Consider the following 13,221-nt stretch of genomic DNA (forward strand, 5'->3'; position numbering starts at 1 on the left):
TCCCGTTGATCGGGCAGTCTAGGAGGGGCTCAATGCGTCAAATCCTACGGGATGCCGTGGCGCGTGTGCCGCCCTGAGGCGCCGGACAGTTTCATGTCTGGAGTTGCCGTCGGGCTGCGTCGAGCGCGCCCTGAATGGCCGCAGGCTGCAAGATGCCAGGGTTTGAACCGATCGAAAGCAAGGCAGCTTCATTGCGAATTTTCAAACATTCGCCCAGCGTCTCTTCGGCCAATTTCAGCTCGGCGACGCGTTGCGCGCGATCACCGTGCTGAGATCGTTGTTCATGGGCTCGGCCGAGTTCATACAGCAGCCCCGCGTACTCCATACGATTCATCACACCTGCGCGAGCAACCTGAGGCAACCCCAGGTAGATGGACCGGGCGCGCTGAAGATGATCGACTGCCAGGTCCGTCTGATGGCTGTCCGTGAGCGCTGATCCGAGGTGGCTGAGTGCTGAAAACAGACCAATGCGTGAGTCGACGGATGTCGAATCTCTATACGTTCGTGTCTCCCAATAGAGCAACCCTTGCCGGTACTTCACGATCGCCTCTGGGGTACGCCCCAGGCGTTGCAAGGCCTGCCCCTCACCAACCGCCATGTTGTTGGCGAGCCTTAGCTTGATGAACCTTGACTGCGCCGGCTCAGCTGGCGCCATTCGTTCCGCGATCCCGCGAGCATCGCGGTAGTGAGCCAAGGCCAATTCGGCATGCTGTCTATCGTCAAATCCCGCCATGTAGAACCAGGCCCTCGACCCCAGGGTCCAGACCAACGCACTGTTGGCGCCGGTATCGTTTGGGGCAGCGGTCAGGGCCTGGCGAGCCAACGATTCAGCCAACTGGGATTCGCTCTGGAAAGAATCGTTCTTCGACGCGGCTGCCCATGCGTGCGCTTTAGCTGCATGGGCTTTGGCGAGGAGGATCAGCGTTTCTGTGCCGTCGGTGGATTCGCTTTGCAGCTTCACGGCGGCGTCGACAGAAGCTGCTGCAGCTGTCAGCGCCTCGGGAAACTTTCCCATGGAGATCAGGATCACTGCCTTGCGCTTGTGCAGCATCGCCAGTTCTTTCAACGCCTCCACCCGCGTGGACTTCAGGTCGACGAGTGGACTTGCCAGCTTGATGCCCTGCACGTATTCGCACAGAGCGGCGGATGGGTCTCCCGTGTTGGGCGTGTCAGGATTGCCGTCGCCACCTTGAATGTCGCCAACACGTCGGTAGGCACGGACGATATCTAGCAGCATGGCAGGATCGTCCTGTGCCTGCTTGCGCAATTTTTCAAGGTAGGCGAGTGCGTGTTGAACGATGACGCGACGTGCCTGTGTCGTGCCGGGTTCGCTAGCGAGGCCTTCGCTCACATCGAACATGAGGGTGTTGGCCAGTTTCCTCAAATCGGTCGCGTTCTGGGTAGCACGATCGCGCTGCTGCCCAGCCTCGATGGCCAGCCAGGTAGTCGCCAGGACGCCTGCGAAGAGCAGGACATTGGCCACGCCAATGGCGGCAACGACGCCGCGATGGCGCAGTACCCAGCGAGAGATCTTGTAGCCGACCGCGCCGCCACGGGCGATGACGGGGACGCCACCCATGTGTCGGAACAGGTCGTCTGCCAACGCCTCGGCGCTTTCGTAGCGTCGATCAGGAGCCTTTCGCAGTGCCATCAGCACGATGGCGTCCAGGTCGCCACGCAGGTCTTTGGACGAACCGGGGTGATCTGGGGCTCGCATAGCCGCGCTAGGGCGGGGTGGCTCAACCTCGCCAATCGCTTGGGTGAGAGAAAAGTTGCTCTCCAGTGCCCGTGCGTATGGGCTCACGCCTGTCAATAGCCGGTAGAGCACCACACCCAGCGAGTAGATGTCACTCGTCGGGCCAATGGGCTCGCCGCGAAGTTGTTCAGGACTGGCGTATTCAGGGGTCAAGGCCCGCCGGTCGACAGTTGCTGGCTCTTCGTTGCCGTGCCCGTGCAGCCTCTGGGCAATGCCGAAATCAACCAGCTTCACGACGCCAGCTGGTGTGACCAGAATGTTCTGGGGTTTGATGTCACTGTGAATCACGCCTTGGCTATGGGCGTAATGGACAACCTGGCAGACCGTGCGTATCAATGCGAGGCGACCATGCAGAGAAATCTTGTTGCTGTTGCAATGCAAGTCGATCGGTACCCCTTCGACCAGTTCCATAACAAAGAACGGGTCGCCTCCATCACTAACGCCTGCATCGATCAAGCGGGCAAGGTTCACGTGATCCAGGGTGGCGAGGATGCGTCGCTCACTGTCAAATCGGTCGATCAGGGCCTGCCGGTTCGGACCCTCGCGGACCACCTTGATGGCCACTCGCTGCTCGTATTGACCATCGTCTCGGACGCCTTCATAGACTTCTCCCATCCCTCCATGGGCGATGAGTCGTGTCACGCGATAGGCGCCTGCGCGTCGACCGATCCATGCCTCGACACGGTTCGCGAGACCGTTGAGGAAATCTTTGACGAGCGCGGAGCTTCCAAACGCTGTCGTGCGTGCGGCGGAATCAAGCAGGGCCCTGAGTTCAAGCTGCATCGTCGGATCGCCGCCGAGGCAATGGTCAACATAGGCCGTTCGTTCTTTGGGTGGAACGGTCATGACCTCGGCGAGCAGGGACTTCAGGGTCTGCCAGCGGCGGAGATCTTCTTCTGGTGCTGCAAGGAATGTCATTCGGCGCTGGAGCGAGGCGGGCGATCGACGGGGAGTGACGGACCGAGCTGTTTTTCGGTCCTGACTTACGATTTCTCGGAGTGGGCGTGCCGATTGGACTCAAGAAGTCCTGGCTTTGGTGGCTTCAGCGCTTGAAACTACGAACACTCGTAGGATTTGGCTTCAGATTGGGGGGCGACGGGCTTCGAATGGGGCCCCGCGGCCGCGCAAGCCGTTAGCAAACGGCGCGCGGGGCATGTGCCAACGCGACGAGCGCTGGCAGCTTTTGGCTAGCGCTGCTCGCGTGGCGCCTCGGCTCGAGAACTGATGACCAGGGCCTGCGCTTTGCGTCCTGCTTGCCTCGGCATTCGCTCGCAGAAGCGAGGGACCCGCACTTCAGATGGCCCAGGGCGGCAAAAATGGGGCTGGCCAGGGATCACGGCCTGTCCACCCACCGGCAGCACAACAACCATGCGAAACGGTTCAGCCCACGAGTTCCAGATGGAGAGCGGCATGCCCGGCGGCACCACCATCGCGCCGCCCACGGCGAGTTCGTGCTCTTCATCGCCAACTTGCGCGATCGCCCGGCCGGTGATGAGCACCAAAACCTCCTCGCGGGTCAGATGGTTCTTGAGTGGCACGCGATGGTGGGACGACCGCAGTTGGACCACTTCAATGGCGGACCTGGGTGGCAAGCTACTCCAGAACGCCATATGCCGCGGCGCGCTTGGCGGCGGTGCTCCGGCTCGGGCAATTGAGCCGAATGTTGATGCGCTGGAATCGTGAATCGACGGATGCTGGTGTCATCCCTGTGCGCAACGAGATCTCCTTGGTTCCTAACCCCTGCCATTCCATCTTCAGGAGGTCCACGTCTGTCGGCTGCAGTCGTGCTGCTTCACGCAGCTGGTGTGCAAGATGCCGAATCAGCCAGTCATGCAATTCCGCGGCCAAGGCTCGTGCCAGGCATCGGATGAACTGGGCTTGCTCTCCTGCGAAAGCGTCGTCTCGGTAGCTGCCCAGGCAAAGCATTTCGATCCTGTCGACCTTTGCGCCCGCAGCGGTAGGGATGATCAGCGTAGATCTAAATCCGTGCTGTCTTGCGAGCTGGATCGCCTCGATGTCCGCTGGATCGCGGAGCAGCACATCTTTGTCTGTGCCGGGTATCGAATGCGCTTTGGCGAACCTGAACCAGGGATGACTCAATGGGGAATCCCTGACGCTCTGCTGCTGCGCAAAGCGTGGATCGCAGGCGAAAAGGCAGAAACAGGACGGTTCAATGCCGTCTTCCGGGATCTCGGCGGTGTAAACGCTGGCGCTCGCACCGATGGCAGAGGTGGCGGCGACAAGGCGATGCAGTAGGTCAGGTGGATTTGCCGCCAAAGACAGGCCTACGATTGTCCGTAGTGCTTGGGCTGCGTAGTCGATCGCCAGGGATCGCTCCTGATTGGGCGTGATGCGCGTCGGGTCTGTCGTAGGCAAGATCGAACTCCCTGTTCATCTGAGCGAAGAGAAGAGGATCAGAGAACCGAAGCGGGTCCGTCGCCGCGAAGGCCTGGAACTGCTCCGGTGTAGCGAACAGCGTCCAACAATCCATGCGTGCGTTGCCTTGGATTTTTCGTGTTCGTTCAGCGACCACGCCCGAGGGAACCCTGGTCAGTCGCATGCGTCCAGATTCACGCGTTGAGCCCGTCGATGGAGGCGCTGCTTCAGCGGTGGACTTTGTCATGAGCATTCGACACGGCCTGCGGGACTTGGTGGCATGGTGCCGCTGCGCATCGACCCTTTCATGGAGGAAATCGTCGTCAGACCTCTGCTTCGTATCAATGAGAGCGGCTCGATGAGGAAGGTGTCGTTCGGTCAAGTCGGCACTCGTTCTCATCTCCACTTGGCGGAGCAGTTTGACCCGCTTGGATCGGTTTCCTTGGGTATTTGCTTAGCGGTGAGACGTGCCATCGAGCATCGGTTCGTTGGGCGGCGCAATCCCTTGTGAGCAGCTTCGAAGCGTGGGGATCCGGTTGATAGCGGCGTTATCGTTCGGCGATTAGCTGATTTCCGCAGCAGGTTGCGTCGGCACTCGCCAGGCAGAGTCGACCTGCCTAACATGGCAGCCGTTTAATCGACTTTGATCCCATCGATGCAATGGTGAAAGACTGGCAGATCGTGATGTCCCGCGTCAGAAGCGCTTTGATGCGTCGAGGGCGTAGTCGCCATGACGCCGATGATCTGGTGCAGGAGGCGTGGGTCAAGTTGGCCTGTTATGAACGTCGTCAGACGGTGAACCAGCCCGAAGCCTTCCTTATGCGCGCCGCTCTCAACCTCTCAATCGATGCATATCGCACCACCAAGAGCCACGGGGAGCAGGTGCTGCTGGAGGATGCGATCAGCGTTGACTCTGCGCCGTCGATCGAAGCGACCTTGCTGGCGCGAGAGAGACTTGAGCGCCTGAGTGAGAGCTTGGCTGATCTTGGTCCGAAAACGCGCAGGATCTTCCTTGCACATCGCGTGGACGGCCTCAGTTACGTCGAGATTGCGCGGGAGAACCGATTGAGCGTGAGTGCTGTAGAAAAGCACATTGCCAAGGCGATCTTGGTGCTGACTCGCTCAATGAAGGGGTGGTAGCGATGAACAGAACGGGCAACGATGGGACAGGTGGCGAGGAGCATTCAGATCTGACCCCTGAGATCGCGGCCGAGGCGGCGGTCTGGATCGCCCGCTTGCACGGACCGGATCGCAGCACTCAGATGGAGCGGGAGTGTCTGGATTGGCAGGCGAGATCCGCAGCGCATCGGCTGGCATTTGAGAAATGCACGGAGGTCTGGGAGGCGGTGCCCGGCGTCACGCTGGCAGACGCCTTTGCGAGCGCTTCACGCAGGGGCGATACGTCGATTGAGGGTCTTGGCTTAACGAGCCGGTTTGGACTGCATCGGCGAGCTGTCGTGTCGCTTTGTGCCGCATTGGTCGCGGCTGTCGGTTTGGGAATCTACCTTTGGCCGGAAGAGGACACCTATGCAACCAAGGTGGGCGAGCAACAGCTGGTTGTGCTCGACGATGGAACACGGATGTCATTGAACACCGACACCAGAGTTCACACGGAAATGACAAAGAAGGTGCGGTCTGTGGTCGTGGAGACGGGAGAGGCGCTTTTCGAGGTGGCCAAAGATCCACAGCGTCCCTTCGTCGTCCATGCGGCCGGCAGCGACGTCGTTGCGCTCGGCACCGTTTTCTCCGTTCGCGTTCCAGGAGCGGCCGACGCGGGTGGAGAGGCCCTGGCAGTCACATTGATCGAGGGGCGAGTCTCGGTGCGGTCGTCGTCAGAATCCTCTGGCGTTGACGGCGGCGCAACAGCCGCTCAGCCGGTGCTGATGCAGGCGGGCGAGCGGGTGCGAATGGCAAGAGCCAAGGCCGGATCCTCAGCGCCGTCGCTACAGGTCGACAGGCCGCGCATCGAGCAGATGTTGGCCTGGAAGCGCAACGAGGCTCTCTTTGACGATGTCTCACTCACCGATGCAGTGGCGGAAATGAACCGGTACAGCCGAACGCCCATCGTGTTGCTAGGGAATTTGTCAGGCCCTCGCGTCAGTGGGCTGTATCGAGTCGGTGACAGCCTTGGGTTCGCTCGTGCGGTGGCCGCATTGCACGGTTTGACGCTCAAGGAGTCAGCGGGACGGCTGGAGTTGGCGGCCCCACAGTAGGAAAACCCCTGGCTGAAATTGAGTGAAAGGCCTCGTCATCTCTGCATCACCAACTGGGTAGTGCGAGAGAGAGGCAGTAGATGCTGTGGAAAGTCTTGGGTAAAAGAAGTTGGACTGCGGGTGCGATCCGCGGCGGCGCATGTGTCGCGCTGGCATTCAGCGTTGGGGCAGCAAATGCCGCAGAGCGCTCGAGTGATGCTCGATACCGGATTGAACAGCCTGCGCGTTCATTGGCGGAATCGCTGCGAGCCATTGCAGGGCAAACGGGCACATCCGTTTTGTTTGATCCCGTGGCGGTGAACGGGCGCGTCTCGAGAGCGGTGTCGGGCCAGTTGACTGCAGCCGAGGCAATCGCGCAGGCGCTTGAGGGCTCTGGGCTTGTGCCGATCATCATGCCCGACGGATCGATTGTTGTTCGGCCAGGGGCCGCTCCAGTGCCGTCAACCGCTCCGGCAAGTGCGCCCAAGGCAGCCGCATCTCCAAAGAACGCTGCGGGTACAGCCGAGCCTTCGCGAGTTCCAGCCGCGGCGGTGGTGGCTTCTGGCGATGCCAGTTGGAGTATTCCCCGTGCGGACGGCGCTACATCAGCGCTGACCCGCGTGGAAATCACGGGCTCCCGGCTTAAGCGCATCGACGCAGATGGCCCTGCGCCGGTGAACACCTACACACGCGCGGACATCGATCGCAGCGGGCAGCCCACGCTCGAACGGTTCATCAGCAGCCTCAACGAAGCTTCGATCGGCGTGGGCGAAGGTGCGCAAGGGACAACGACAGGTCAGGGCGCGGTCCAGCTGCGGGGGCTGCCGCTCGGATCAACACTCGTTCTCATCAACGGACGGCGGGTCCAGGCAGTCGGGTCGTCCTCCGGCAACTTCTTCAACCTGAACCTCATCCCGCTTGCCGCGGTCGAGCGCGTCGAAATTGTTCCCGTCGGATCGTCGGCGGTGTACGGCGGCGATGCTCTGGCCGGCGTGGTCAACATCATCCTCAAGAAGTCAATCGAGGGAGTCTCGGTGGATGTCCACGCCGCCGAAGGTAGAGGCACCGGGGATCGCAGCGTTTCGCTGGCGACTGGTGAGCGAAGCATCGACGGCTCGTTCTTGCTTCTTGGGTCATACAGCAAAACCACCCCGCTTGGCATGGCCGAACGGAGCTTCTTTCGGGATGCGGACTACCGGCGTTTGGGTGGCGTGGACGCGCGCACCCGGGGCTGTACACCGGGCACGGTGAGCAGCACCACCACCGCCAATCTTCCAGGCTTGAGTTCGACTTTCGCGGCCATCCCGATGCAGGACCCCGGGCAGCCTCTGACGATCGCGAGCTTCTCCTCCACAGCCGGACAGGCCAACCTTTGCAATTCGATGGCCAACGGGAATGGCGCTGCGTTGATCTACGGCGCCGAGACCTTGGCGGTCCATGCGGCAGGCGAAACGCGGCTTGCGGCTGACTGGTCTGTGTTTGGTGAGGTCACATTCGCCCGTGACCGACTTCGCTCTGAGCAAGGTGGCCTGCTGCTGAACAACGTTCTCGTCCCTGCGTCCAATCCCTACAACCCATTCGGTGTGCCGGTACGCGTGACAACCCGGCTTGGCGAGATCAACGGCCTTGAAACCTTTGCACGAAGCACGGATTTCACCCGAACCCTGCTCGGCCTTCGGGGCGCGCTGCCCGCCGGCTGGGATATCGAGGCCTCAATTTCGACAACGCGGGATGACGGAGATCGACGCATTGGGAACACGACGGCCAATACGTCAGCACGGACTGCTGCTCTGGCTGCTACGGCAACATCGAGCGCATTGAACCCGTTCACGACGGGCGTCGCTGCCAGTGAGGAGGTGCTGAGAAAGATCTGGCCGGATTCCGCACGAGACAACCATGGTCGCAAGGATCAGGTCGGTGCGTTCGTTCGCGGTGCGCTGGTGGACCTGCCAGCCGGCAGTGTTGATCTGATTGCTGGCGCGGAATGGGCTCGTGATCGATACAAGACAGTGACACCCGGCAGCTTCGACATTGCTTCGCAGCGCTCCAATCACGCGATCTACAGTGAAGTCCGGGCACCTCTGTGGCGCAGCGGTACTGAGGGAGCGTCCTGGGAACTCGCTACGCTGACCCTTGCGGGGCGACGCGACAGCTACAGCGACTTCGGCAGTGCGAACACCTACCAGCTCGGGGCAGAGTTCCGGCCCGCAAGGACCGTCTTGCTGCGCGCGTCTCTGGCAACGTCGTTCAAGCCGCCGACATTGCTCCAAACAAGGATTGATGAGACGCGACTCACGACGGACGCTTACGGACTGGTCGATCCCGCGCATTCCAATGCGCCGATTGTGGGGGGCGAGGTCTTGCGTGTGGCAAACCCAGACCTGAACCCAGAGAAGGGAAGGGCGGTGTCCTTCGGCGGTGCGTGGGAACCGCAAGGGCTTGCTGGGACACGGTTCGGTGCTACCGCGTGGCGAGTGAAGATCGACGGATTGATCGCACTGCTCTGGCCACAGGTGACGTTGGATAACGAAGCACTGTTCCCCGGATTTGTGACAAGATCGCCCGGCCCGGGCGGAACGCTGGGTCAGGTCACGAGGGTTCTCTACTCAGAGGTGAACTACGGCGGAATCAATACCGCTGGCATTGACGTGGAGGCGTCGCATTCGTGGAAGGCTGCCGGCCTGAAGTGGACGATGACGGCTAACGCCACGCGTACTTCCCAGTACGACGTCGTGCTCGCGCCCGGTGCAGCGGCTGAGAACCGGTTGGGGCGGCGGGCAGTCGACTTCTGGTCGCCAAGATGGAAGGGGCGTGTCTTCGCGGGCCTTGATCAGAGCAACTGGAGTCTTGGGCTCACGGGTCGCTACCTCGGCGGCTACAACGACAGCACGCCAGGCGGCCGCTCGCTGGGACGGTTCTGGATCTACGACTTGGCGGGAACGGTGGCGCTGGATCGGTTGGGACTGCGGCTCCCGTCGGTCAAGGATGCCAGCCTGTCCCTGGCAGTCGCGAATGTCGGAGATCGCCTGCCAGAGTACGTGGGCGCCTCACCCTATTACGACGTCACGCAGGCGGATTGGCGGGGACGCTACGCAAGCGTGCGCCTGTCGATGCACTGGTAGGCGCCAGTCGCCCAGCTGTAGATGCCGCTGACCTGCGCCGCACCGGCGCGGGTTCCCTGGCCTTCTTCTTTCCCCGGTGCTCAAGGCTCCGGGATAGCTCCATGCTGTCAAAAATCTACCTTTTTCTATGGGCGGTCGTCCGCCTGAACTATCGAAAGCTCGGCGCAATATGGGTCGCCGGCCTAGCGTCTATTGCCGCGTCAGCTGCCGCTGGCGTCGGTCCGACAGTCCGGGAGGTCATCGAGTTCCAGCGAATCATCCAGCCCATCCGCCACGACGATGACTCGCTGCAGCATCAGGTTTCTCCAAATGGTGAGCGGGCCTTTGTCGTCACCCGCAAACCCGACGTGGGGATGGACACCAATCGATTCGAGATCCTGCTGCTCGATGTTCAGGCTCAGCGCCTGAGCACGTCGACACCGGCGCCGCCCGAGTCCGTTTTGACCGTGGAGGCGCGGCGTGACGAGGATGACCACAACCCGCCCTTGCGTGACGTGGCCTGGGTCGGTAACCGTACGCTCGTATTTCGCGCAAGGATGAACGACGAACCGTTTCAGGTCTACCAACTCGATGTTCCGACCAGAAGGTTGTCGCAAATGACCTTCACGGCGTACGGAGTCGCCGCCTTTGATGTGTCGAGCGACCTTCGCTGGGTAGTCGTGGTTTCGCCTGTGCCCAACCCGGCGAAGCCTCCTGGGGCCCGCAGCGTGGTCGTTGGCACCAACTCGTTCTGGAGCGTTCACCATGGGCAGAACAGCTTTCGAACGCAGCAAAGGCGCTACCAGTATCTTGTTGCAGAAGCGGGCTCACGCACCCCACCTCGCCCATTGGGCGAGTCTTTTGCGGAGAGCAGTGGCGGTTTCCCAAGCGCCAGCATCTCTCCGGATGGACGCTGGGTCGTGCTGCCTCGATACGAGTCAGGTCGACAGCTGGCGTGGGCGCAGCAGTACCCGCTGATCGCTGAGGCCACCGCGAAGTACGGGCCTTCACTCACGCAAGATCCGCTGGGCTACTTTTCACGCCCGATGAGTTATGTGACGCGGCGCTTCATCGCGTTTCGGCTCGTGGATGGGCAGGAGCAGGTCGTCCTGGATGCGCCTGACGATTCGCTTCAGACGAACCAACTGCGCACGGATCGCCTTTGGCTTGATGGCGGCCGGTCCGTCATCATTGCCGGTACGCATATTCCTCTAAGGGAAGGTGACAAGGAAGCTGCGGTGGCGTCCTATGTCGTCGAGTACTGGCCTGACTCTGGTCGGTGGCAGCCGGTTGCGAAGCTGAACCAGCGATTGAAGGCAATGATCCCGAGTGAGGATCAAGGCGCCGGGTTTGTCGCCATTGATGGCGAACAGCGAAGACGGTTCAGGCGGGGCGCGGACGGTGCCTGGCATGAGCTGACAGGGCCTCAGCCTGAGGGCGATTCAAGCAGCAAGGTTAATGCCGACTGGCGGATCCGTATCAGGCAGGCGCTGAACCAGCCGCCCGATGTCGTTGCGGACGGGCCAGGCGGTGCTACGGTGCGATTGACCGAACTGAACCCGCAATTCTTGGAATCGCGATGGGGAACGATGCGCGAGTACAGCTGGAAGGACGCAAGGGGCAGGCCCTGGAATGGCGGTCTGATGGTGCCGGCAGACTTCAACGCCAAAGTCAAACACGCCTTGGTCATTCAGCCTTATGGCTTCTCGCCGACGCGCTTCTATCGTGATGGCTCGAACGTCTATGACGGTTTCACGAGCGGTTTCGCGGGGCGGGCGTTCCTGCGAGAGAACATCTTGGTCCTGGCGCTTCCCTGGGGCGCAGCTAGTAATGGCCCTAATGACGAGCGCGGGCAGATCGTCGCCTTCACAGAAGGGGTCAAGGGTGCCATTGACGCACTTGTCGCGGAAGGGTGGGTGGATCGCCAGAAGATTGGCATCATGGGCTGGAGCAGTACCGGCGAGCGCGTTCTAAACCTCGTAACCTTCACGGACGCGCCGATTCGAGCCGCTTCGTTGCTCGATGGTGACGCCAATACGCTGTTCTCGTTGACGGTCACCTATGCGGTCATGGATGGCATCCAGGCGCGTAAGGAGCGTGCCAATGAAGGGGGGCCGTTCGGCGAGTCGCGGGAGCGTTGGATCCGAAATGATCCGTCATTGCATACCGACTGCATTCGAGCGGCCTTGCGCATGGAAGCCTATGGACCAGAAGTGCACAACAATTGGGACTTGTATGCCCTTCTGCGGCGTCAATACCGGCCGGTCGAAATGGTTGTGATTCCCGAAGGGGCTCACGGGTTATCGCGGCCGAGCGAGCGGATGATCTCCCTCCAAGGGAACGTGGATTGGTATCGGTTCTGGTTGAACGGAGAAAGGCGGTCCGAACTCATCATTCCGACCGAGACAACGGACAGCCTGCGCCAGCAATACGAGCGCTGGGATCAGATGGTCAAGCTGAAAGTTGAAGCCGATGCGAAGCCGCGGTGCCAAGATACGGAATGGACGCGGTAAGCGACACGGGCCGGGCTCCGACGGGGTGACGGGTGCTTGTGGTTGATCAGCCTGGCGTTGATTGCTGCAGTTGCCACATCTCTGCATAAAGGCCACCCTGCGCTATCAGGGAGGCATGGTTTCCGCGCTCGCTGACCTTCCCGCCCTCAAGCACCACGATTTCGTCGGCGTCTTGGACGGCAGAGAGCCGGTGGGCGATCGTGATGGTTGTTCGACCGCCTGCAACGGCCTTCAATCGGCGCAAGAGGAGGTTTTCTGTAGTGCCATCCAGCATGGATGTTGCCTCGTCAAAAACGAAGACGAGGGGATCCTTCAGGATGGCTCTTGCGATGGCGATGCGCTGGCGCTCGCCACCGGAAAGCCTCAAACCGCGCTCTCCGATCACGGTGTCGTAGCCCTCAGGCAAGGTTGAGATGAGGCCGTCTAGGCCGGCAAGCTCGGCGGCAGTAGCGATTTCGGCTGAACTTGCGCCATGTTTGCCCATCCCGATATTTGCGGCCAATGTTGCGTTCAGCACCATCACGTCCTGGGGGACCACAGCGATCATTGAACGAACTTCGGATACAGGCATATCGTTGACCGTCTGGCCATCTATCAGGATGGTGCCGGCGTCCGGTTCGTGGAGCCGCATCAGAAGGCGCACCAGGGAAGTTTTTCCGCACCCGCTGGCCCCGACGATGCCAACGGAGCGGCCCGGCGGTATCACAAGATGGAAATCCTCCAGCACCGGCGCAGCTGAATCAAAGCTTAGAGTGACGCCGCGAAATGCAATGTGTGGCACGGGCTTGTCATGACGGCTCGGTGGGGCTGTTTTCGAGTCGAACGATGCGTCCTGCGTCCGTTTTGATGTAGTTTTGAAGACGTCGAGTATCGGACCGACGAATGCCAGGCTCTGGGAGACATCACGCGTCGCCGCGCCGAGCAGTTCGAGCGGACGAAAGAGCTGAACCGAGTAGACGCTGGCCAGTACAAAGCCGCCTACGGTCATCGTGCCGTGCACGACCGCGTACGTGGCGATCAGCAGAGAAGCGGTCATTGACAGCAGGAAAATTGCCGCTGCTACAACGCCCATCGACAAGCGATGCCGATGAAGCAGACTCCAGGACAGTTCCAATGTCTTTGTGGATCGTCGGAAGTCGGCGAGAGCTTCCGGTTGGGTTGGCGGATTCAACCGGTCATCGCAACACATTCGCTGAATCGCTCAGCGGGCGTCTGGAAGCCGAGCGTCTTGCGCGGCCTCTCGTTCAATTGTCTGGCGATCGAGTTGAGCTGCAGCTGTGAGT

General features: G+C 61.1%; 8 protein-coding genes. 4 read left to right on the plus strand and 4 right to left on the minus strand.

What is annotated here, in order from left to right:
• Positions 1-91: 91 nt before the first annotated feature.
• The 3 genes from ACS5PN_RS27340 to ACS5PN_RS27350 all read right to left on the minus strand — a co-directional run bounded on the left by ACS5PN_RS27340 (position 92) and on the right by ACS5PN_RS27350 (position 4,132).
• On the minus strand, positions 92-2,674 hold the full coding sequence (locus tag ACS5PN_RS27340) for a protein kinase domain-containing protein (protein ID WP_439467194.1): 2,583 nt from the start codon (positions 2,672-2,674) through the stop codon (positions 92-94).
• A gap of 269 nt (positions 2,675-2,943) precedes the next feature.
• Entirely contained in the window at positions 2,944-3,294 is a 351-nt protein-coding gene (locus ACS5PN_RS27345; RefSeq protein WP_439467195.1) for a cupin domain-containing protein, read from the minus strand.
• 55 nt (positions 3,295-3,349) lie between these two features.
• Complete coding sequence (locus tag ACS5PN_RS27350) at positions 3,350-4,132, minus strand: helix-turn-helix transcriptional regulator (protein ID WP_439467196.1); 783 nt, start codon at positions 4,130-4,132, stop codon at positions 3,350-3,352.
• Between the two features lie 660 nt (positions 4,133-4,792).
• Between ACS5PN_RS27350 and ACS5PN_RS27355 the strand changes: the two genes are divergently transcribed.
• From ACS5PN_RS27355 to ACS5PN_RS27370, 4 genes are all read left to right on the plus strand, one after another.
• Positions 4,793-5,272 carry an RNA polymerase sigma factor gene (locus tag ACS5PN_RS27355; RefSeq protein WP_439467197.1) on the plus strand — a complete coding sequence of 160 codons (480 nt, stop codon included), beginning with the start codon at positions 4,793-4,795 and terminating at the stop codon, positions 5,270-5,272.
• A 2-nt stretch (positions 5,273-5,274) separates the two neighbouring features.
• Positions 5,275-6,345: a FecR family protein gene (locus ACS5PN_RS27360; RefSeq protein ID WP_439467198.1), complete on the plus strand. Its 1,071-nt coding sequence runs from the start codon at positions 5,275-5,277 to the stop codon at positions 6,343-6,345.
• 80 nt (positions 6,346-6,425) lie between these two features.
• Positions 6,426-9,446 carry a TonB-dependent receptor domain-containing protein gene (locus ACS5PN_RS27365; protein ID WP_439467199.1) on the plus strand — a complete coding sequence of 1,007 codons (3,021 nt, stop codon included), beginning with the start codon at positions 6,426-6,428 and terminating at the stop codon, positions 9,444-9,446.
• A gap of 101 nt (positions 9,447-9,547) precedes the next feature.
• Positions 9,548-11,938, plus strand: coding sequence for an alpha/beta hydrolase family protein (locus tag ACS5PN_RS27370; RefSeq protein WP_439467200.1), 2,391 nt, complete (start codon positions 9,548-9,550; stop codon positions 11,936-11,938).
• Positions 11,939-11,984: 46 nt separating this feature from the next.
• Here the strand turns inward: ACS5PN_RS27370 and ACS5PN_RS27375 are convergent, their stop codons facing one another.
• Positions 11,985-13,052: an ATP-binding cassette domain-containing protein gene (locus ACS5PN_RS27375; protein ID WP_439467201.1), complete on the minus strand. Its 1,068-nt coding sequence runs from the start codon at positions 13,050-13,052 to the stop codon at positions 11,985-11,987.
• Positions 13,053-13,221: the final 169 nt, after the last annotated feature.

This window comes from Roseateles sp. NT4 (assembly GCF_051857475.1).
Taxonomy (GTDB): domain Bacteria; phylum Pseudomonadota; class Gammaproteobacteria; order Burkholderiales; family Burkholderiaceae_C; genus Pelomonas.